Source organism: Aestuariivirga sp., assembly GCF_046093005.1.
GTDB lineage: Bacteria > Pseudomonadota > Alphaproteobacteria > Rhizobiales > Aestuariivirgaceae > Aestuariivirga.
In genome coordinates this window covers 1-20455 of the sequence record NZ_JBJTER010000161.1, presented here as the reverse complement: position 1 = coordinate 20455, position 20455 = coordinate 1, and the positions used below count along the sequence as shown (strand labels likewise).

18 protein-coding genes are annotated in these 20455 nt (G+C 63.5%); 10 read left to right on the top strand and 8 right to left on the bottom strand.

The features are described from left to right. Position 1: 1 nt before the first annotated feature. A complete protein-coding gene (locus tag ACKOED_RS13710) occupies positions 2–775 on the bottom strand; it encodes a ferredoxin--NADP reductase (RefSeq protein ID WP_408917167.1) in 774 nt (257 codons plus the stop codon). A 109-nt stretch (positions 776–884) separates the two neighbouring features. On the opposite strand from ACKOED_RS13710, the gene ACKOED_RS13705 reads away from it, so the two are divergent. Genes ACKOED_RS13705 through ACKOED_RS13695 form a run of 3 tightly spaced genes read left to right on the top strand, consistent with a single transcriptional unit; the run spans position 885 to position 4504 of the window. After that, positions 885–2306: a 6-hydroxynicotinate reductase gene (locus tag ACKOED_RS13705; RefSeq protein ID WP_408917166.1), complete on the top strand. Its 1422-nt coding sequence runs from the start codon at positions 885–887 to the stop codon at positions 2304–2306. Positions 2307–2321: 15 nt separating this feature from the next. Beyond that, positions 2322–3587: an aminotransferase class V-fold PLP-dependent enzyme gene (locus ACKOED_RS13700; protein ID WP_408917175.1), complete on the top strand. Its 1266-nt coding sequence runs from the start codon at positions 2322–2324 to the stop codon at positions 3585–3587. 59 nt (positions 3588–3646) lie between these two features. Next, positions 3647–4504, top strand: coding sequence for an amidohydrolase family protein (locus ACKOED_RS13695; protein WP_408917165.1), 858 nt, complete (start codon positions 3647–3649; stop codon positions 4502–4504). Here ACKOED_RS13695 and ACKOED_RS13690 read toward each other — a convergent pair whose 3' ends face one another. Both ACKOED_RS13690 and xsc read right to left on the bottom strand, forming a co-directional pair. Beyond that, positions 4505–5236, bottom strand: coding sequence for a hypothetical protein (locus ACKOED_RS13690; protein ID WP_408917164.1), 732 nt, complete (start codon positions 5234–5236; stop codon positions 4505–4507). It abuts the gene before it with no gap. A 66-nt stretch (positions 5237–5302) separates the two neighbouring features. Further along, a complete protein-coding gene (gene xsc / locus ACKOED_RS13685) occupies positions 5303–7078 on the bottom strand; it encodes a sulfoacetaldehyde acetyltransferase (protein WP_408917163.1) in 1776 nt (591 codons plus the stop codon). A gap of 212 nt (positions 7079–7290) precedes the next feature. On the opposite strand from xsc, the gene ACKOED_RS13680 reads away from it, so the two are divergent. After that, positions 7291–7917: a tetratricopeptide repeat protein gene (locus ACKOED_RS13680; protein ID WP_408917162.1), complete on the top strand. Its 627-nt coding sequence runs from the start codon at positions 7291–7293 to the stop codon at positions 7915–7917. 124 nt (positions 7918–8041) lie between these two features. Here ACKOED_RS13680 and ACKOED_RS13675 read toward each other — a convergent pair whose 3' ends face one another. Together ACKOED_RS13675 and ACKOED_RS13670 are read right to left on the bottom strand one after the other, a co-directional pair. After that, positions 8042–9157, bottom strand: a complete 1116-nt coding sequence (locus ACKOED_RS13675; RefSeq protein WP_408917160.1) for a class I SAM-dependent RNA methyltransferase — start codon at positions 9155–9157, stop codon at positions 8042–8044. Further along, positions 9154–9906: a creatininase family protein gene (locus ACKOED_RS13670; protein ID WP_408917159.1), complete on the bottom strand. Its 753-nt coding sequence runs from the start codon at positions 9904–9906 to the stop codon at positions 9154–9156. Before ACKOED_RS13670 ends, ACKOED_RS13675 begins: the two co-directional genes overlap by 4 nt. A 105-nt stretch (positions 9907–10011) precedes the next feature. Between ACKOED_RS13670 and ACKOED_RS13665 the strand changes: the two genes are divergently transcribed. From ACKOED_RS13665 to ACKOED_RS13650, 4 genes are all read left to right on the top strand, one after another. After that, positions 10012–11073 (top strand): ABC transporter ATP-binding protein, encoded by a 1062-nt coding sequence (locus ACKOED_RS13665; RefSeq protein WP_408917157.1) that lies wholly within the window; start codon positions 10012–10014, stop codon positions 11071–11073. Between the two features lie 217 nt (positions 11074–11290). Beyond that, a complete protein-coding gene (locus ACKOED_RS13660) occupies positions 11291–12937 on the top strand; it encodes a twin-arginine translocation signal domain-containing protein (protein ID WP_408917156.1) in 1647 nt (548 codons plus the stop codon). Between the two features lie 71 nt (positions 12938–13008). Further along, a complete protein-coding gene (locus ACKOED_RS13655) occupies positions 13009–14121 on the top strand; it encodes a carbohydrate ABC transporter permease (protein WP_408917155.1) in 1113 nt (370 codons plus the stop codon). Continuing rightward, on the top strand, positions 14121–14990 hold the full coding sequence (locus ACKOED_RS13650) for a carbohydrate ABC transporter permease (protein WP_408917154.1): 870 nt from the start codon (positions 14121–14123) through the stop codon (positions 14988–14990). Before ACKOED_RS13655 ends, ACKOED_RS13650 begins: the two co-directional genes overlap by 1 nt. A 3-nt stretch (positions 14991–14993) precedes the next feature. On the opposite strand, the gene ACKOED_RS13645 is transcribed toward ACKOED_RS13650, so the two are convergent. The 3 genes from ACKOED_RS13645 to ACKOED_RS13635 are packed head-to-tail and all read right to left on the bottom strand — an operon-like array spanning position 14994 to position 18391. Then, positions 14994–16475, bottom strand: a complete 1482-nt coding sequence (locus tag ACKOED_RS13645; RefSeq protein ID WP_408917153.1) for an FGGY-family carbohydrate kinase — start codon at positions 16473–16475, stop codon at positions 14994–14996. Continuing rightward, positions 16472–17575 carry a M42 family metallopeptidase gene (locus ACKOED_RS13640; protein WP_408917151.1) on the bottom strand — a complete coding sequence of 368 codons (1104 nt, stop codon included), beginning with the start codon at positions 17573–17575 and terminating at the stop codon, positions 16472–16474. Before ACKOED_RS13640 ends, ACKOED_RS13645 begins: the two co-directional genes overlap by 4 nt. 3 nt (positions 17576–17578) lie before the next feature. Next, positions 17579–18391 (bottom strand): BtpA/SgcQ family protein, encoded by an 813-nt coding sequence (locus ACKOED_RS13635; RefSeq protein ID WP_408917149.1) that lies wholly within the window; start codon positions 18389–18391, stop codon positions 17579–17581. Between the two features lie 86 nt (positions 18392–18477). Between ACKOED_RS13635 and ACKOED_RS13630 the strand changes: the two genes are divergently transcribed. Continuing rightward, positions 18478–19476: a sugar phosphate isomerase/epimerase family protein gene (locus ACKOED_RS13630; protein WP_408917147.1), complete on the top strand. Its 999-nt coding sequence runs from the start codon at positions 18478–18480 to the stop codon at positions 19474–19476. Positions 19477–19517: 41 nt separating this feature from the next. Next, entirely contained in the window at positions 19518–20384 is an 867-nt protein-coding gene (locus tag ACKOED_RS13625) for a PfkB family carbohydrate kinase (RefSeq protein WP_408917146.1), read from the top strand. Positions 20385–20455 lie beyond the last annotated feature (71 nt).

Genomic DNA, 20455 nt, shown 5'->3' with positions numbered 1-20455 from the left:
CTCAGCGCTCGACGAAGGCTTTTTCGATGACGTAGCTGCCCGGCTCGCTGCTGCTGCCTTCGCTGAACGAGAGGCTGCTGAGCAGCTGGGTGATGTCAGCAAGAAACGCCGGGCTGCCGCAGATCATGACGCGGTCCTGCACGGCATCGATCGGCGGAAGCCCGAGGTCCGCCGCGATCCGGCCCTCGCCCAGGAGCTTGGTGATACGGCCACGATGGCGGAAGTCCTCGCGGGTCACGGTCGGGTAGTAGAGCAGCTTGGCGCGGATCTCCTCGCCGAGGAGTTCATCCTGCGGCAGCCGGTTCTCGATGTCGCCCTTGTAGGCGAGCTCGGCGGCAAAGCGGCAGCCATGCACCAGCACCACCTTCTCGAAGCGTTCATAGACGGCGGGTTCCTTCACCAGGCTCATGAAGGGGGCAAGCCCGGTGCCGGTGGCCAGCAAATAGAGGTTGCGGCCGGGCAGCAGATTGTCGATCAGCAGGGTTCCGGTCGGCTTGCGGCCGACCAGGATCTTGTCGCCGGCCTTGATGTGCTGAAGCCTGGAGGTCAGCGGCCCGTCCGGCACCTTGATCGACAGGAACTCGAGTTCGTCGGCATAGTTGGGGCTGACCACGCTGTAGGCCCTGAGCAGCGGTTTTCCGCCGACCGGCAGGCCGATCATGGTGAACTGGCCGTTTTCGAACCGGAAAGAGGGCGAGCGCGTCGTCCGGAAGCTGAACAGCCGGTCGGTCCAGTGGTGGACACTCAGAACTTCCTCCTCGAACAACGCACTCATCGGGCAGCTCCATGCCGGGATTTTGTTTGTATACAAATGAAAAATATGGGATGATCACGGTACTGTCAACTGCTGTATCGCAGTTGCGAGAAGACCGCCGGAATTGCCCATGGACGACCAACCCGGAAAAATCCGTTGCGATGCCTGCCCCGTGCTCTGCTACATCCGCGAGGGCATGCTCGGCGCCTGTGACCGCTATGCCAACAAGGGCGGCGTCCTGACCCGCGTCGACCCGCATGTGCTGCTGGAGCGGACGGTGGCGCGTGGCGGTGAGCTGGTACCGTTTCTTCCCTCCGCGCGGGACTGGGACGGCCGCCTGGTACGGGAGCCGGAGACCTTCGTGACCGCCATCGGCGCCGGCACGACCTATCCGGACTACAAGCCGGCCCCCTTCATCGTCGCGTCCGAGGTCGACGGCGTGGACATGGTTACCGTCGTGACCGAGGGCATCTTCAGCTACTGCGGCCTGAAGGTGAAAATCGACACCGACCGCCACCTTGGACCCGAATGCGCGGCGGTGCGCGTGGCGGGCGAGCAGATCGGCCATGTGACCACGGCCGAATATGGCTCGCAGATGCTGTCCCTCGGCGGCGTGCGGCACCTGACGGGCGGTTCCAAGAAAGAGGGCCGCGTCACCTGCGAGAGCATGCTGGCGCTGGCCAATGGCCAGACCGTGGAAGTAACCGTCGATGGCGGCGCCACCGTCGAGATCGCCGCCGGCAAGGCGCCCGTCATCAATGGTGTCAGGGAAGAGCGCATGCGGGTGGGCTGCGGATCGGCCACCATCGGCATGTTCGCCAAACAATGGATGGGGCTGGTCGATGAGGTGGTGGTGGTCGACGACCACATCACCGGTGTGCTGTCCGAGCACCAGGCGGGAAAATTCCTGGGCGTGCCCGAGACCGGCATCAAGATGAAAGGCCACCGCTCGACGCCGGGGCGCTATTTCAAGGTGGCGCAACCGGGCACCGGCTGGGGTGGCACCGACCTCACTGATCCGCTCACCATTCTGAAGCCCTTCGATGCAGCGGAGGCCTGGCCCGGGCTGCGGCTGCTGATGGTCTCGACGACCGGCGAGCACTTCGCCTTCTACGAGCTCGACGACGCCTTGCGGCCGGTGGAGAAGGAATTGCCGCCGGCGCTGTGGCAGTCGGTCCAGCGCATTCAGGAAAATTGCGAGCCAGCCCTGTCCAGCGTGCTGTTCATGGCCGGGGCTGGCGGGTCACTGCGCGCCGGCGTCACCGAAAACCCGGTGCTGCTCACCCAATCCGTCCGGCAGGCGGTGACCCGGGTGACGGCGGGCGGCGCCCCCTGCTACATCTGGCCGGGCGGCGGCATCACCTATATGGTGGACGTGACGGCCTTGCCCGGAAACGCCTTTGGATCGGTGCCTACGCCTGCCCTGGTGGCGCCCATCGAATTCACCATGACCAGGAGCGCCTATGCCGCGCTCGGCGGCCACATGGACCAGGTGCGGCCGCTGGCCGACATCGCCAACGCGCCCGGCAAGAAACGCATTTCCTGGGCTTGAGAAAAGGACGTGAAGATGCTGACCGAGATTCCGGGATTGATGGAGGCGGTGCGCGGCCGCTTCGCCCATGTCGAAGCCTGCCCATTCTCCGGGCCGCGGGTCTTTTTCGAGAATGCGGGGGGCGCGCTGACGCTGAACTCGGTCGTGGAAGATTCAGCCCTGTTCGCCTCTTACCCGGACAATCAGGGGCGGGACAATCCGGCCTCCAAGGCTCTGATGGCGGTGATCAACCAGGGCAAGGCGGATATGCGCCTGTTCCTCAACGCCCCCGATGGCCGCGTTTTCGTCGGCGAAAGCGGTACTGAAATGCTGTTCCGGCTGATCCGTACGGCGGCTGTCGGCGCCAGACCCGGCGGCATCCTGCTGTCCTCGACGCTGGAGCACCCGGCAACCCGCAGCGCCATGGCGCACTGGGCAGAGGTCACGGGGCGGCGGCACGTGCTGGCGGCGCATGATAACGACACCGGCGCGATCTCAGCTGCCGCCTATCTCCAGTTGCTGACGCCCGATGTGCGCGTCGCCACCATTGTCCATACCTCTCCGGTCACCGGCATGAGCGCCGACATCGCCGCCATCGCCGCTCAAATCCGCAAGGTCTCACCGGAGTGTTTCATCATCGTCGATGGCATCCAGCACGCCAGCCACGGCGCAGTCGACATTGCGGGGGCGGGTATCGATGGTTACGCGATCTCGCCCTACAAGGTGTTCTCGCGCCATGGCTATGGCATCGGCTGGGCCTCCGATCGGCTGACCGCACTGCCGAAGGAAACGCTGTTGGGCGGCCCTGCCGACAACTGGGAACTGGGAACCCGGGATGCCGGGAGCTACGCCACGTTTTCCCGCGTGGTGGACTATCTCGTCTGGCTCGGCGGCCATTTCACCGATACGCCAGACCGCCGCCAGCGGCTGGAGGCCGCGGCAAAAGCCATTCACGGCCATGAACATGCGCTTGCCGAAGCGATGGTCCATGGCGCCAGCAATCTGCCGGGCCTTGCGCAAATCCCCGGGTTGAAGCTGATCGGCGGCGCCGGCAATGACCGCCGCGAAGGGGTGATCTCGTTTTCCATCGACGGCCGGAAAAGCGAAGATATCGTCGCGTTTCTCAATGAGCGTGGGCTTCGCACCCACACCCGCAAAGCCGATCACTACAGCGGCAATGTGCTGAACCCGCTGGGGCTTTCGAGCTGCGTGCGGGTATCCTTCAGCCATTACAACACCCTTGCCGAAGTGTCGCGGCTGCTGGCTGCTATGAACGAATTCTCAGGCGGAGCGGAGGCGTGACCGCCGTGTGATGATGGGATAGTCTTTCGAAAAGAGCCAATTCACGGGAGGGCCACGCCATGATCGATTTTGCCATTACCGATACCCATGTCCATCTGCTGGACATCAAGCGGTTCAAATACAGCTGGGCAGCCGGCGCACCGAAGCTGGGGCGAGACTGGTCGGTTGCCGATCTGGAGGAACGGGCCAAGCCCTACACTGTCGAAAGCCTGGTGTTCGTGGAGGTCGACGTCGACATGCCGCAACATCTCGACGAGGCAGATTGGGTGCAGTCGCTTGCTGAAAAGGACAAGCGGATCAAGGGCTGCGTCGCCAGCCTGCCCCTGGAAAAAGGTCCCGCCATCGAGCCGGACATGGCCCGGCTCGCAAAGCTTCCGGTAATGCGCGGCATCCGCCGCCTCATCCAGAACCAGCCCGACCCGGATTTCGCGGTGAAGCCAGACTTCGTGGCCGCCGTGAAGCTTCTGCCCAAATACAATCTGAGCTTCGACATCTGCATTTATCACCCGCAATTTCCGGCGGTGCTGAAGCTGGTGCGGCAATGCCCTGAGGTTTCCTTCATCCTCGACCACATCGGCAAGCCCGGCATCAAGGATGGCCTCTCCGAGCCATGGAAGACCCATATCCGCGAGTTGGGCCAACTCCCCAATGTGAAGTGCAAACTCTCCGGCGTGACCACGGAAGCCGATCACGCGCACTGGACGCGCGACCAGCTCCGCCCCTACATCGATCACGCCATTGCCAGCTTCGGCTTCGACCGCATCATGTATGGCGGCGACTGGCCGGTCTCGGAACTCGCCGGAAAATACACCGATTGGCTTGAGGTGCTGGACTGGGCCACGGCGGCTTGCACGCCTGAGGAAAAGCGCAAGCTGTTCCACGACAACGGCATCAGGGCCTATCGGCTCGGCAGCTGATCAATTGCCGGTTGTTGGCACCTGCTTGCCGGTGCAGACCGGGGGCAGATCCTTGTCGCCGAACCAGATTTCGAATGTGTTGGGCCGCACCTTGGCTGCCCCGGACCAGCGGTTGGTGAGGTTCACCACCTCGATCTCGAAGCCCAACCCGCGCAGCCAATTGGCGATGGTTTCGGCCTTGGCCACGTCCTCGTCCTTCATGGCGCGGATTTCATTGACCTTGCCGTCCCATTTAGCCAGCGAAATCGATGGCACGGTGATCAACGCGCCATCATTATCCTTGAGCGAGGAGAGAAGCTTCGAAAAACAGGCGCGCTGCTGCTCGTTCATCACATTGACGAAAATGCGGGACGGCAGCCGGCCCACCGCCTCGGTAAACACCGCCTGCACCCGGTCGTTGACTTCCGCGGCTTTGCTCAGTGCCCGCTCCATGGCGCTGAGCAGGGTCGGATCGGACGCATTGTTGGCATATTCGAGTTGTGCCGCCACGAACTCCACCGGCACCTTGTCGTTCTTGAGCAGATACTCGAACATGGCAACGCCGTATTTCTGGCGTTCCCGCTTATCGTCGCTGATGAGATCGATCATCGTCTTGAGATCGTTCACATTCTGCTGCCATCGGGTGAAATAGAGCCCGGTCCCGGCGATGGTGAGCGGGATCATGATTGTGGCGGTCATCTGCAGGATGATGTCGCGCCACGCCCGGCGGCTGTCTTTGGAATCGGAACTCATGCGGTCTCCCGTGGTCTCGGAGACCGTATCATCAAGTGATTGCAGCGAAAACGTGACCGGGCGGGGTCAGACCAGTTGCGGGCGCATGTCATTGGGATCGATGCCAGCCACCGCCACGGGCTTCTTCATGGCGTCGCGGCGGAACGGCTCGCCCAGTTCCTGGTTGATCAGCGCTTCGATGAGCGTGGTCTTCTTGTGCTTCATCTGGTCTTCGACGGCCTTGGCGAGGGCATCGCGCAGTTCGTCCATGGTCCGCGCCACCACGCCTTCCAGGCCGCAGGCCTTGGCGACACCGGCATAGGAGACATGGTTGTCGAGTTCGGTGCCCACGAAATTGTCATCGTACCAGAGCGTCGAGTTGCGCTTTTCGGCGCCCCACTGATAGTTGCGGAACACCACCATGGTGATGGCCGGCCATTCCTTGCGGCCAATCGCCGTCAGTTCGGTGCAAGCGATGCCGAAGGCGCCGTCACCCGCGAAGCCCACGACCGGCGTATCCGGGCAGGCGATCTTGGCGCCGACGATCGACGGCAAGCCATAGCCACAGGGGCCGAACAGGCCAGGCGCCAGATATTTCCGGCCTTGCTCGAAGCTCGGATAGGCGTTGCCAATGGCGCAGTTGTTGCCGATGTCGGAGGAGATGATCGCCTCCTTGGGAAGCGCTGCCTGAATGGCCCGCCATGCCATGCGCGGGCTCATCCAGTCGGGCTTCGCTTTGCGGGCCCGCTCGTTCCAGGTGGTGCCGGGATCGTCTTCCTCATGATCCATCGAGGAGAGTTGCTGGGCCCAGCGCGATTTGGTGGTGGCAATCAGGTTCTTGCGCTCGTCGCGGCCGTGGTTGCCCGCGGCGGGCGAAAGCTTGGCGAGGATGGCCTCCGCCACCTTGCCGGCATCGCCGACGATGCCGACCGTGACTTTCTTGGTCAGCCCGATGCGGTTCGGATTGATGTCGACCTGGACGATCTTCGCGTCCTTCGGCCAATAGTCGAGACCGTAGCCCGGAAGGGTCGAGAACGGATTGAGCCGCGTCCCGAGGGCCAGCACCACGTCCGCCTGCTTGATCAGGTCCATCGCGGCCTTGGAGCCATTATACCCGAGCGGCCCCGCGAACAGCGGATGCGACCCCGGGAAGGCGTCATTGTGCTGGTAGCCGACGCAAACCGGCGCCGTCAGCCGTTCAGCGAGCGCCCTGGAGGCCGGGATGGCGCCACCGAGCACCACGCCAGCACCGTTAAGGATCACCGGGAACTTGGCCTCAGACAACAGCTTGGCGGCCGCGGCGATCGCCTCGTCGCCACCGGACGGACGTTCGAAAGCCACCATGGCGGGAAGCTCGACGTCAATCACCTGGGTCCAGAAATCGCGCGGCATGTTGATCTGGGCGGGCGCGGAAAGCCGTTTCGCGTTCATGATCACGCGGTTCAGCACCTCAGCCACGCGCGAGGCATCCCGCACTTCTTCCTGGTAGCCGACCATGTCCTTGAACAGGGCCATCTGCTCCACTTCCTGGAAGCCGCCCTGGCCGATGGTCCGGTTCGCGGCCTGCGGGGTCACCAGCAGGAGCGGTGTGTGGTTCCAATAGGCGGTCTTCACCGCGGTGACGAAATTGGTGATGCCGGGCCCGTTCTGGGCGATCATCATGCACATCTTTCCGGAGGCGCGGGTGTAGCCGTCGGCCATCATGCCGCCCGAGCCTTCATGCGCGCAGTCCCAGAAGGTAATACCCGCCTTGGGGAACAAGTCGGAAATCGGCATGAAGGCCGATCCGATAATGCCGAAGGCATGCTGGATGCCGTGCATCTGGAGAACCTTGACGAAAGCCTCTTCGGTGGTCATGCGCATGGGTCGAATATCCTCGCGAAATCGGTTGCCTGTTGGCGGTCCCTTGTTTCTAGCCGCTGGGGCTGACCGCGGCCTAGAACCAGAGCGGCCGGACACCCGGGTCCACCGCCTTAGACCATAGATTAGGGTCTTCTTCGGGCTGTTTCAAAGGGTAGGGCTTGCCCCGGCCTGCACCCTGCCTTAGGAAAGAGAATACTTGTAGGGAGTTGCCGATGAAATCTGCCCTTCGTACCGGCCTGCTGGCAGCGGGCCTAATCGGACTGATTCATGGCACGGCGCTGGCCGGCAGCTACGAGGACGGGATGACGGCCTTCCGCGGCGAGGACTATGCCAAGGCGCTGTCTCTGCTGCTTCCGTTTGCCAAGGAGGGCAACGCGGAGGCCGCCTACCTGATCGGCGAGATGTATGGACCGCGCAGCTGGGGCCTCAAGGGCGAAAACCGAAACGGTGTTGAGCAGGACAACGCCCAGGCCATCTATTGGTGGGGCGAAGCCGCCAAAAACGGCAGCGCCGAAGCGCAGCTCAAGCTCGGCTGGTGGCTGATGAAGGGCGGCGACGTGGTCAAGCAGGACCAGGCCGCCGGCATGAACTGGCTGCTGATGGCCGCCAACCAGGGCGAGCCGCAGGCGCAATATGAGGTGGGCCTCGCCTATTGGAAGGGCCGTGGCGTGAAGCCGGATCCGATCGCCGCCTATATGTGGCTCGAACTGTGTTCCGGTGAACCTGGTTTCGACAATGCCGCGGCCTACCGGGACGAAATCGCCAGGACCATGACTCCGGAGCAAGTCAGCCAGGCCAAGCTCATGGTGCAGGCCTTCACCCCGAAGCGGGCCGAATAGGAACGGGCAGACGCCATGTTGTTGCATGACTGGACGGCCAAGCACTGGATCGTCGCGTCAATCATCATCCTGGTGGCGGTCGGCGCATTTGCGCTGAGCTGGTCTTAAGGCCCGGACGAAACGCTCAGGGCAGACTGCCAGTCCGGTACAGCGTGACCCGGAGGCCGCCATGCAACACCGGCGGTCCGGATGGCAGGAACGGAAGTCCGGTGGCCGCGGCGAGCGCGGCATCGGTGGTGATGATCCCCACCCGCCAGCCGGGAAAACGTTCCCGCAGCACCTGTCCTAAGGCCCCATAGAGCGCGAACAATGGCTTCTTCTCGCCGATCCGCGTGCCATAGGGCGGATTGACGATGACCAGGCCTTTGGCGCCATCCGGCGGCTCCAGGGCGCTTACCGTCTGGCAGCGGAACCGGGTGAACGCCGAAACGCCGGAGCGGCGTGCATTATCCTCTGCCTGGCGCACCGCGCCGGCATCGCGGTCGCTGCCGAAGAACATCACGTCAGGCACACGGCGTGATCCTCTTTGCCGCATCGCCTGCCACGCGCCGGCATCGAAAGAGGCAAGCTGCTCGAAGGCGAAGCGCCGGTCCCGGCCGGGCTTGAGGCCCGCCGCCCATTCCGCCGCTTCGATCACCAGCGTGCCGGAGCCGCACATCGGGTCGACGACCGGTTCCGTGCCGTCAAAAGCGCAGGCCCGAAGCAACAGCGCGGCCATGGTCTCGCGCATCGGCGCCTTGCCAACCCCTTGTTTATACCCCCGTTTGTGCAGCAACTCCCCCGACGTATCGATGCTGAGCGTGCAGAGATCATCCTCGATACGGGCCTTGACCACGACCTCCGCTTCCGGGGTCACCGGGCTGCCCAGTTCCTCCGAAATGGCACGCGCGATGCGCTGTGCCGCCGCGCCGGAATGATAGATGCGGGAGCCCGCCGTACTGGCCTCGACACGCACCGCAACATCTTTGCGCAGATATTCACCCCACGCGAATTTGCGCGCCCGCTTGTCAAGCTGAGCCAAGTGCATGGCCCGGAACGCGCCGATGCGGGCCAGCACCCGGCTTGCGCCGCGCAATTCCAGATTGGCCCGCCAGACCTCATGCCAGCCACCACGCACGACGACCCCGCCCACCACCGCCTTCGGCGCCTTGAACCCCAATGCGTTGGCTTCCGCGCAGAGCTGCGGTTCAAGTCCCGGCGTTGCGGCGAGGAAGATCTCGAAATCGTCTTCACCTGTCATGCGGATGAGGCCAGCCCCAGCGCCTTGCGCATATGGGCGAGGATCAGGTCACGCCCGCGCGCGCCGGTCTCGGCGGAGGCCCGGGCGGCACTCTTCACATACCAGCGTTCATCAGAGAAGCTGGTCATGTCGACGGCCTCGGGGCACATCGCCAGCATCAGCGAGGTTTCGCCTTCACCCGCATGGTCAAAGGGATATTCGGCAATGGTGTCGGCGGTCATCAGCGGATGAATCTTGATCCAGTTGAAGGGATCGTCACCGCCGGACTGCTGGGCATAATAGTCGGCCATCTTGCTGTCGCCCCACCAGCCTTCACCACGGGTTTTCTCGAGAAAGGCGAAAATCGCCTGCCTCGCACCGAATTTGAAGGAAAGGTCGGTCGGCATGCCCACCGCGAAATTCTCGGACTGGTGATGAATGAAGGCATGGATATTACGAAAGCCCACCCGCAGCAGGCCGGTGAACAGTTCACGCGCGAAGGGATGGAGAACGTTTGAGTCGACATGCACCGACCCGGTTCCCTCCGGCGGCTCCACCGCATAGCTCGCCGCCCCATAATAGAACGGCGGCAGGATCACGATCTCCGCTTCCTGTTCCAGCATGTCCAGCGCCCGGGTGACGGCCAGCGTATCCATGCCCACCGCCATGTGCTCGCCGTGATATTCGAGCACGCCCAGCGGCAGCACCACGGGCGTCTTGGCCGCGATGGCGGCGCGAATCTGGCGGGGCAGCATCATTTCATAGCGCATGGGCGGGGTATCTCCGGTAGGCCCTCGACGGGGCGGCAAAGCTGTCCTAGTCTCCGGCACCGGATCACGGGGCGCAAGTCCCCGGAACAAAAAGGGGGATCAAGGGTGGCTTCGGTCGAAATCGTTGATGTGCGCAAGAGCTACGGCGACCACGAGGTGATCCATGGCGTGTCGATTCCCATTTCGGATGGGGAATTCGTCGCGCTGGTGGGGCCTTCGGGCTGCGGCAAGTCGACCCTTCTGCGCATGATCGCGGGACTGGAAGACATCACCAAGGGCGACATCAAGATCGGTGCGCGGGTCGTCAATGGCCTGCCGCCAAAGGACCGGGACATCGCCATGGTGTTCCAGAACTATGCGCTCTATCCGCACAAGACAGTGGCCGAGAACATGGGTTTTGCGCTCAAGCTGCGCAAGACGCCGAAGGCCGAGATCGACGCACGGGTGAAGAAGGCCGCCGAAATTCTCGATCTGGTGCCCTATCTCAACCGCTACCCGCGCCAGCTTTCCGGTGGCCAGCGCCAGCGCGTGGCCATGGGCCGGGCCATCGTCCGGGCCCCGCAAGTGTTCCTGTTCGACGAGCCCCTGTCCAACCTCGACGCCAAGCTGCGCGTGCAAATGCGCGCCGAAATCAAGGAGTTGCACCAACGCCTCAAGACCACAACGGTGTATGTCACGCACGACCAGGTGGAAGCCATGACCATGGCCGACCGTATCGTCGTGCTGCATGACGGCATCGTCGAGCAGATGGGCTCGCCGCTTGAGCTTTATGACCGTCCGGCCAACCTGTTCGTCGCCGGTTTCATCGGCTCTCCGGCGATGAACATGTTCAAGGGAACGATACGGACCGGAAGCCATTCCCATTTCGAAACCAGGGACGGCACCAGGCTGCCGCTTCCCACCCTGCCCACCGCGCATGAGGGGCGCGAGGCAGTCTATGGCATCCGCCCAGAGCATTTGACGCTGGGCGGCGATCTCAGGGCCGAAGTGACGGTCATCGAGCCCACAGGGGCTGAAACCCAGGTCATCGCCCGGTTGGGAGGCGAGAAGATCATCGGCGTGTTCCGCGAAAGGGTTTCGGTGAAACCCGGAGAGACTATCGCCATGTCACCGGACCTGCCGCTTGTTCACCTGTTCGACGCCAAGACTGGATTGCGGCTGACCTGAAAACGATGTTGCAGCGCATATATTGCACTGCATGACAAGTCGCCGACCTTACGGCGATTCAACCTTGCAGTTCATTGACTTCGCACAGCGTTCTTGCATAGTCACTGCAGCGTTCAACACCAAACCGCACATCTCCTGACGCGGCCAGTGACGGCTGCGCAAGGCTGTGGCAGAAACCTTCCCAGATCATGGACGCGCGAACAGAGGACCCAAGACTATGAGAATTGATCTCTACAATCTGATGATGAGCCGCCGTAACGTGCTGAAGGGCGCGGCGGGCGCCGCCGCCATGGCCGCCGTCGGCGGCCCGGCGCTGAGCGTCAAGACGGCCTTCGCCCAGGACGACCTGCGCGCCGCCATCCTGAAAATCCCTGGCGTTGGCGCCGGTCAGCCGACCGATGCCGACTGGCAGAAGGTCGGCGAGATGTGCCTCGGGCCGACCAAGCAGAACGTCCAGGAAGGCGAGTTCAAGGGGGTTGAGTTGTCCTTCATGGGCCTCAACAACCAGAACGTCCACAACGTGCTGTTCCGCGGCCTGTCCAAGGCCTGGGCTGACTACACCGGCGCCACCATCAACTGGATCGACCTGGCGCAGGCCGACTACAACGCCCGTCTGCAGCAGTCGATTGCCACCGGTACGGTGGACTTCGACGTCATCGAAATGGGCGCTCCTTTCGAGGGCGACGTTTGCGGCAAGGGCCTGGCCTCGGTCATGCCGGACTGGGTGGCCAAGCAGATCGACATGGACGACTATGTCGGCTACCTCAAGGCCCCGGTCGGCACCTGGGATGGCAAGACCTATCGCGTGTCCTGCGACGGTGACTGCCACAACTTCAACTACCGGTCCGACGTGTTCGCCGATGCGGCACTCGCCGAGGAGTGGAAGAAGTCCGGCGGCGCCGGCGAATGGGGGCCGCCCCGGACCTGGCAGCAGGTCAACGCCTATACCAAGTTCCTGAAGGGCAAGAAGCTCAACGGCCAGGACCTTTACGGCTACCTCGACCCGTGCAAGGGCTGGGGCGGCTTCGCCTTCTACTTCCTTGGCTCGCGCGCCACGGCCTATGCCAAGTATCCGGGCGACCGGGCGTTCCTGTTCGAGCCCGACACCATGAAGCCCATGGTCAACAATGCGGCCTGGGTGCGCGCTATCCAGGACGTGATCGACTCGCTGCCGAGCCTGCCGGCCGACCAGCTCAACGCCGACCCCGGCACGACGGGCTTCCAGCAGTTCCTCGCCGGAACGGGCTCGATGCTGGCCTGGTGGGGCGACATCGGCTCGAACGTCAAGACCAACGACAGCTCGGTCGTTGGCGATGTGACCGCCTTCGACATCCTCCCCGGTTCGGAAGACGTTTACAACGCCAAGACCGGCCAGTGGGAGAAGCTCGCGTCGGGCCCGAACTTCGCGCCCAACATGGCTTATATCGGCTGGGGCATCTATGTGATGGCCCGTGTCGATGCTGACCCGAAGAAGCAGAAGGCAGCCTGGTCGCTCGCCGCGCATCTCGGCGGCAAGGACATCTCGCTGTGGATGGCGGCCTATCCGTCGGGCTTCCAGCCCTACCGGAACAGCCACTTCAACGTCGCGGAATGGACGGCGGCTGGCTATGACGAGGCGTTCATCAAGAACTTCCTCGATTCACAGGCCAATTCCTACAACCATCCGAACGCCGCCATCGAGCCGCGCATCCCCGGCATCTTCCAGTACTACTCGGTCGCCGAGGACGAACTGGCCAAGATCTATGCCGGCCAGATGACCGCGCAGGCCGGCGCGGATTCGATTGCCGCCGCCTGGGAGAAGATCACCGATCAGCTTGGCCGCGACAACCAGGTCAAGCTCTACAAGGCTTCTCTGGGCGCCTAAGGGATGCAACGCGGGCCGGCGGCGTCATGCTGCCGGCCCTTTTTTGTTGAAGGCTTGGGCCGACGACCAGCATGAGCTCCGTTTCCTCCGCAGCTTCCGGCCAGGATGCCGTCGCCGCCGCCGTGTCACCGGAGCGGCAGCGTCTCGGGAGTCTGCTGATCCGGGGCGCGACGCTGCTGCTGGGGTTGCTCATCCTCGTTGAAGTACTTTACGCCTTCGGCCTGATATCCATCGGGTTTCCCAACTGGCAGCCGATCCTGTTCGCCTATATCGCGTGGAGCGCCGCGCTGTGCTGGGGCCTCGTTCTGCGCGACGGCGAAATGGGCTGGCGGGCGCTCTTCGTGCTCCCGGCCATCCTGTTCACCCTCGCGCTGGTGATCTTTCCGACTTTCTTCGGGTTTTTCATCGCCTTCTCGGACTGGAACCTGCAATCGGCCACCGGCCGCCAGTTCAACGGTCTCGACAATCTACGGCAGCTGTGGGGCGATCCCTATTTCTGGAACGCGCTCGGCAACATGGTCTTCTATGTGGCGACGGTGATTGTGCAATATGCCATCGCCTTCGGCCTGGCGCTGCTCCTGAATGCCGACATCAAGGCCCAGAAGTTCTTTCGCGTCGCCTTCCTGCTGCCCTTCATGCTGTCGCCCGTGGCGGTGAGCTGGATGATCGGCAAATCGATGCTGGAATACCGTTTCGGCCCGGTCACCAACCTGTTGCGCTGGCTGGGTTGGGAGAATCCCTCGCTCCTCACCTCCCCCTGGCTCGCCAAGACGACCATCGCCATGATGGACGCCTGGGTGTGGATCCCGTTCATGATGATCATGATTCTTGCCGGGCTGCAGGCCATTTCCAAGGACGTGCAGGAGGCCGCCAGAGTCGACGGCGCGACCGGCTGGCAGGGCTTCTGGCAGATCACCTTCCCGCTGATGCTGCCGGTCTCAATGACCACCATCGTGCTGCGCATCATCTTCCAGCTGAAGCTCGCTGATATCGTCATCAACACCACCTCCGGCGGCCCCGGCGGCGCCACCGACACGATCTCGAGCTTCATCTTCCGCGAATACAAGGACCGCTCGAATGTCGGTTACGGCACGATGATCGCCGAGGTCTATCTCATTGTCATCATTATATTCCTGGCGCTCCTGCTGTGGGCGACAAGCCGTTTCATGCAGAGGCATGCCTGATGCCGCGCACCCTGTCCCGCATCCTGATCTATTCAGCCCTCATCATCTGGACGATCATCGCGCTGTTCCCGATCTTTTGGACGTTCACCACCACCTTCAAGGTGGCGAAAGACGTGCAGCTTGGGCACATCTTCCCGTGGATCGATTTCAAGCCGGCCTGGCTGGGGCTCAGGGCCATCGGTCTGTCGCCGGACACGATCTTCACCGAGTCAACACCGCGCGCCGAATTCGTGAAGCGCTTCTGGAATTCGATCCAGGCTTCGGTGGGGGCGTCGATCCTGGCGCTGATCCTCGGCTCCACCGCCGCCTATGGCCTGAGCCGCTTCCAGTACAAATGGAAGATCTGGAAAAACCGCGACATTTCCTTCTTTTTCCTGTCGCAGCTGATCCTGCCGCCCGTGGTGCTGGCGATGCCGTTTCTGGTGCTCTACAAGGAGTTAGCGCTGCTCGACTCGATGATCGGGCTGATCCTGATCTATACGCTGTCGGTGCTGCCCATCGTCATCTGGATCATGAAGGACCAGTTCGACACCATCCCGCTGGAACTGGAACAGGCCGCACTTGTCGACGGCTGCTCGATCTGGGGCGCCTTTTTCCGCATCATCCTGCCGATCGCGCTTCCGGGCATGGTGGCGGCTTTCATTCTCTCGGTCATACTTTGCTGGAACGAGTATTTCTTCGCGGCCCTCCTCACCTCCAGCCACGCCAAGACGCTGCCGGTGATGGTGGCGAGCCAGACCGGCTCGCAGGGCATTTCCTGGTGGTCGATGGCGGCTCTGGCCTCGGCCGCCATCCTGCCGCTGATCGTGATCGGCATCTTCCTCGAGCGCTACATCGTCAAGGGGCTGACCACGGGCGCTGTCAAGTAGGCCTCACAGAAACGGCGTGGTCGCCGGATAAAGCCCAAGGAATACAGCGTGCTGGCGATCATAGAGCGGCTTGAGGTCCGGCTGCGGTGCAATCGATGATGCAATCGGGTTCCAGCGGTCGATGTCCGCCAACGTCACATCGCCCAGCGCCAGCGCCGCGAGGAAGGCATCGCCATAGGACGCGCCGATGGTCTTGCTGCGCAGCGATTGCGTGATGCCGCCGATGTCGGAGGTCGCCTGTGACCAGACCCGGTTCTTGGTGCCGCCGCCCACCGCATAGACGGCGCGCGGGGCGTGGCCGACATCGGCATAGGTATCAAGCACATGGCGGGTGCCGTGGGCGATGCCTTCAAGGGCCGCGCGGAACATGTCGCCGCGGCTGTGGGTGAGATCAAGCCCGAAGATCAGGCCCTTGGCGCGCGCATCATATTTGGGTGTCAGGTAGCCGGAAAAATAGGGCAGCAGCACGAGGCCATTGGCGCCGGGCGGCGAGGCGGCCGCTTCCGCCGCGAGCTCGGCGAAGGCGGTTTCCGGATTAAGTTCCTTGGCAAGATTGTTGCGGAACCAATGGGTTAGCGTGCCAGCGGTGGAAAGGCCGGCCATTGCGCCATGCTGGCCCGGAAACAGCCAGGGCGAATACCACAGCCTCGCGTCCCGCACCCGTTTCCCGGTGATCTGGATGATGAAGATGGTGGAGCCATACATCAGCATCAGCTCGCCGGGACTGGCAACGCCGACGCTCACCGCCTCCGCTGCGGCATCAATGGTGCCGGCAATGACCGGCGTTCCTTCCATGAGTCCAGTCTCGGCGGCGGCCTGGCGGGTGACGGCGCCGGCAATATCGGTCGTCCACATCACCTCCGGAAACACGTCCATGGAAACGATGCCAGGCGCCAGCTCGTCATGCCAGCCCTGCCGGTCGATGATGTAGAACGGGCTGTAATTGCCCGCCGAGTAGTGATCGATGGTATGGCGCCCGGTGAGCCGGAAGACCAGGTAGGACGTCGAATTCAGGATCTTGTGGGTTCTGGCGAAAACCTCCGGCCGGTGGCGCTTCAGCCATAGGATTTTAGGCCCAACCGCTTGCGATGTCAGGGCATTTCCGCAGCGGTCGAGAATGGTGTCCTCGCCGATGCTGGCGTTGAGGTCGGCGATCTCCTGGCTGGCGCGGGTATCAACCCCATAGAGCACGGCGTTCATCAGAGGCGTGCCGGCCTGGTCCACGGGCAGCATGCACGGGCCGATGCCGCTCGTCCCGATTGCCGCGATGGATGATGGCGGAACGCCGCTCTCTGCCAGCATCTTCTTGGTTACAAAGACGAAATCGCCCCACCAATCCTGCTCCGCGTCATGCTCGGCCCAGCCGGGTGCGGGAACCTTCATGCGGTGCGGGCGGGCCGCCTGTGCGATGATGTCGCCATTGGCCGCGGCGATCACGCCCTTGGTTTCATAGGTACCGACGTCAACCCCGAGATAGAGTTTCATTCGATGTCGTCATCCCTGTCGAGCGAGAAGCCGGCATCGATGCGCCGCACCGCGGCGATCAGCAGCCGGGTGAGCGATTCGAGATCGGCAAGGTCGCAGACCTCAAGCGCCGAATGCGTGTACCGCGCCGGAAAGCCCATGTCGATGCATGCGACGCCCTTGCCAACCAATTGAACATAGGAGGTTTCCGTCAATGCGCCGATATGGGCGCTGCGCTGCAGCGGAATAGTTTCCGCATCCGCCGCGGACTGAAACAGATGCACGAGGGCGGGATGCGGGATGCAGCCGTTGAGCGTGCCGCGGCCGTGAAAACTGAACATGCTCATAACGGGGCCGGCGCCCAGCCGCACATCGCCGCGGTGGCCCATGTCCGGCGTGTCGGTGGCCAGCGCCAGATCGAGCTGGATGCAGATATCGGGCTGGATGACCTGCGCCGCCGTGATGGCGCCGCGCAGATTAAATTCCTCAAGCACCGAGAACACGCAATGGATGGTGGGAAGACGGCGCAAGTCTTTGGCGGCGCGGGCCAATTCCAGCAGCACCGCGCAGGCGGCGCGGTCATCGACCGAGGTGCCGCCGAGCCTGCCATTGGCCAGCTCAAGCACCCGCGGCGCATAGACGATGGGTGTGCCGACATTGACGCCGGCGGCCACTGCCTCGGCGGCGGAGGCGAAGCCGCAATCGATGTAAAGCTCCTGATAGGGTACGACCCGGTATTTCTCTTCCGGCGTCGTGGCATGGTGGCTCTTGTTGGCGATGATGCCAGGCAGCGTGCGGCCCTGCCCGAGGCACAGCAGCACTTCCTGCGCGGCCAGCGCGCGCTCCGGCACGCCGCCGACGCGCTCGGCCCGGAGCAGCCCCGACGCCTCGATCTTGCGCACGATCAGGCCCAGCTGGTCCATGTGCGCGATCAGCATCACCGAGGGCAGGCTGGCATCGCCTTCGATGGTGGCGATGAGATTGCCCAGCATGTCGGTTTTTGTATTTATTCCCAAGGCCTTGAGCTCGGACTTGAGATAGCGGCGGACATTGCCTTCAAAGCCCGATAGCCCCGGGATCATCATCAGGGCTTCGGTCCAGCGTTTGATGCGGTCCTGCATGGCTCAGTCTCCCCGCGCCCGGCGGGCCTTGTCCATAAAGTCCCTGGCCCGCGCCGGGTCCACCGGGTTCCAGGTGTTGCCATCCACCTTCAGCGACGAGCCAACGACGCAACCATCTGATATCTTTAAGACATCGGCGACGGTGGCGTGCTTCACGCCGGTGTTGGCCAGCACCGGCACATCCGGCACGACGCGTTTGACCGCTTCGAGATCGGAGAGCGCCGCGGCCTCGCCGGTGATGACGCCGGACACCAGAATGGCATCCGGGATCGACGAGAACACCGCGCTGCGGGCCCGGTCGGCCAGGCTGCGCTGATCCAGCGAATAGGCAAATTCCGCTGAGATATTATACATTAAGGCCAAATCCCTGCGGCCCAGCCGGTCACGGTAGCGCATGGCGGCGCCGGCATCCGGCAGCCACATTCCCATGTCGGAGGCGTGCGTTCCGGTGAAGATTTCGCGCGCGAAGGCCGCCCCGGTCGCCGCCGCCAGTGCCATGGTCGCCATCGGATCCCACAAGACATTGACGCCAAAAGGTATTTTGATTTCGTGGCGAACCTGGCCGATGACATAGGCCATGGTGGCGGTGGAGGCGGCATCGACCCTGAACTCATAGGGCCGGTCATTCTCATTGCCGAACATCACCGCGTCGACACCGGCATCCTGCAATGATTTCAAGTCCTTGCGCACGCCCTGCAGGAGCCCGTCCAGCCCCGCCTCGGCGTCATAGAGGGGCGCGCCCGGCAGGGCGCCGAAATGCACCATGGCGATCACCGGCTTCTTGGTCTTGAAAATCTTCGCGAATTTGCCGGACATGGCGTTCTCCCATTGATTTCTCAGGTGGATTTTTTCTCCTGACTTGGTAACGGAACGCCAGAACCTGCGCAAGCCAAGAGGCAGACGTGACCACGCCCAACACGAATTTCGCTTATGCCACAAGGCTTAACGCCTTCAAAGCCGATGCCGCGGCGGCCTTCCCGGCGCGAAACCGCATCACCGCCATCGACATGATGGCCCGGGCGGCGACGGTTCCCGGCCTGTCAGCCGTCGATTTCAACTACCCGGATCATCTGGAGGGCACGAGCCCGGCCGAAATCCGTAAAGCTCTCAATGACTTGGGCATTGGCCTCAACGGCTTCGCGATGCGTTACTACAGCGATCCGGGCTTCAAGAAGGGGGCCCTCGCGCACCCCGACAAAACCATCCGGCAGAAGGCAATTGACCTGACATTACAAGGGCTTGACGCGCTGGCGGCAGCGGGCGGCACGCTCATGACGCTGTGGCTGGGCCAGGACGGCTTCGACTATTCCTTCCAGGCGGATTACTTACGCCTGTGGGATGACACGGCCGCGGCACTGGAGAAAATTGCCAATCATAACAAGGCGATCGACATCGCCATCGAATACAAGCCGAATGAGCCCCGGGCCTTCAGCCTGCTCCCCGACGTGGCCACCACCTTGCTGATGGTTGCCGATGTGGGGGCCGCCAACACAGGCGTGACGCTGGACTTCGCGCATGTGCTCTATGCCGATGAAATGCCTGCATTTTCTGCTTCCCTGATCAGCCGCCGCAGCAGGCTTCTGGGGGTCCATCTCAATGATGGCTATGGCAAGCGGGACGACGGGCTGGTGGCCGGCAGCGTGCACGTCATCCAGACCATCGAGCTTCTCTATGTGCTTGAAAAACTTGGCTACCGGAAGGCCATCTATTTCGACACCTTCCCGGATGCCATAGGCCTCGATCCGGTGGCCGAATGCTCCGCCAACATCGCCGCCGTGGAGGGCATGATGCATGTTGTCAAAACGTTGCGGAATGATGCGAATCTGATGCGGTTTGTTGCGGCCCAGGATGCCGTCGGAAGCCAGCGCATCGTGCAGGCCGCGCTCTATGGCCGCCCATGATTGAGGTTGCAGTCGTCGGTAGCCTGCACTTGGACATTGTGGTGGCGGCCCCCCGCCTGCCGGCCCGCGACGAGACCCTGATGGGCTCCGCCTGGCACTTCAAATGTGGCGGCAAGGGCGGCAACCAGGCGGTGGCCGCCGGCCGCTTCGGAGCCCACACCGGTTTCGGCGGCCGGGTGGGGGAGGATGATTTCGGCCGCACACTCACCGCCAACCTGGCGGCGGCGGGGGTCGGCATCGCCCATGTCGGGGTGGACCCCACCCGGGGCAGCGGCATGAGCGTCGCCATCACCGAGGCGGCGGGGGAGTATGGCGCGGTCGCCGTCTCCGGCGCCAATGTGGCAATCGATGCCGCGGCGATTGCCGCCGACTGGGCGCCGCTCTGGCAGGCGCGCGTGCTGCTCCTCCAGAACGAGGTGCCGGAGCCCGTGAACCTGGTGGCGGCGCGGGCCGCGACGGCGCGTGGCGCCCGCGTGGTGCTCAATGCCGCGCCGGCCCGGGAGCTGAGCGGGGAGCTTCTGGCGCTCACCGATGTGCTGGTGGTGAACCGCGTCGAGGCCCGCATGCTGACGGGCGAGGACGATCCGGCCCGGGCGCTCGGCGCGCTGCATGCGCCGGCGCGCGATGTGGTGCTGACCCGCGGCGGCGACGGGCTGATGGCGATGAGGCGCGATGGGACGCGGTTCGACCTTCCCGCGCTGCCGGTGACGCTGCTGTCAAGCCACGGCGCGGGTGACTGCTTCTGCGGCGCGCTGGCCGCAAGGCTTGCCAGGGGCGACGCGCTGGAGACTGCCTGCCGCTTCGCCAGCGCGGCGGCGGGATTGTTCGTGTCGATGCCGGAAGAGCGGCACGCGGAATTGGACAGCACGGCGGTGGAGAGGGTGCTGAGAGCGCACCCCCAGGCTTGAACCGGGGGTGTTGTTTTTCATCCGTTCACGGAGTGTCGCGGCAGCGCCCTCACCTCCCCCAACTTCGTTGG

What these genes read in the sequence shown, in the direction of transcription:
- ACKOED_RS13710 (WP_408917167.1), bottom strand. Translation starts at nt 775, where the DNA reads ATGAGTGCGTTGTTCGAGGAGGAAGTTCTGAGTGTCCACCACTGGACC.
- ACKOED_RS13705 (WP_408917166.1), top strand. Translation starts at nt 885, where the DNA reads ATGGACGACCAACCCGGAAAAATCCGTTGCGATGCCTGCCCCGTGCTC.
- ACKOED_RS13700 (WP_408917175.1), top strand. Translation starts at nt 2,322, where the DNA reads ATGCTGACCGAGATTCCGGGATTGATGGAGGCGGTGCGCGGCCGCTTC.
- ACKOED_RS13695 (WP_408917165.1), top strand. Translation starts at nt 3,647, where the DNA reads ATGATCGATTTTGCCATTACCGATACCCATGTCCATCTGCTGGACATC.
- ACKOED_RS13690 (WP_408917164.1), bottom strand. Translation starts at nt 5,236, where the DNA reads ATGAGTTCCGATTCCAAAGACAGCCGCCGGGCGTGGCGCGACATCATC.
- xsc (WP_408917163.1), bottom strand. Translation starts at nt 7,078, where the DNA reads ATGCGCATGACCACCGAAGAGGCTTTCGTCAAGGTTCTCCAGATGCAC.
- ACKOED_RS13680 (WP_408917162.1), top strand. Translation starts at nt 7,291, where the DNA reads ATGAAATCTGCCCTTCGTACCGGCCTGCTGGCAGCGGGCCTAATCGGA.
- ACKOED_RS13675 (WP_408917160.1), bottom strand. Translation starts at nt 9,157, where the DNA reads ATGACAGGTGAAGACGATTTCGAGATCTTCCTCGCCGCAACGCCGGGA.
- ACKOED_RS13670 (WP_408917159.1), bottom strand. Translation starts at nt 9,906, where the DNA reads ATGCGCTATGAAATGATGCTGCCCCGCCAGATTCGCGCCGCCATCGCG.
- ACKOED_RS13660 (WP_408917156.1), top strand. Translation starts at nt 11,291, where the DNA reads ATGAGAATTGATCTCTACAATCTGATGATGAGCCGCCGTAACGTGCTG.
- ACKOED_RS13655 (WP_408917155.1), top strand. Translation starts at nt 13,009, where the DNA reads ATGAGCTCCGTTTCCTCCGCAGCTTCCGGCCAGGATGCCGTCGCCGCC.
- ACKOED_RS13650 (WP_408917154.1), top strand. Translation starts at nt 14,121, where the DNA reads ATGCCGCGCACCCTGTCCCGCATCCTGATCTATTCAGCCCTCATCATC.
- ACKOED_RS13645 (WP_408917153.1), bottom strand. Translation starts at nt 16,475, where the DNA reads ATGAAACTCTATCTCGGGGTTGACGTCGGTACCTATGAAACCAAGGGC.
- ACKOED_RS13640 (WP_408917151.1), bottom strand. Translation starts at nt 17,575, where the DNA reads ATGCAGGACCGCATCAAACGCTGGACCGAAGCCCTGATGATGATCCCG.
- ACKOED_RS13635 (WP_408917149.1), bottom strand. Translation starts at nt 18,391, where the DNA reads ATGTCCGGCAAATTCGCGAAGATTTTCAAGACCAAGAAGCCGGTGATC.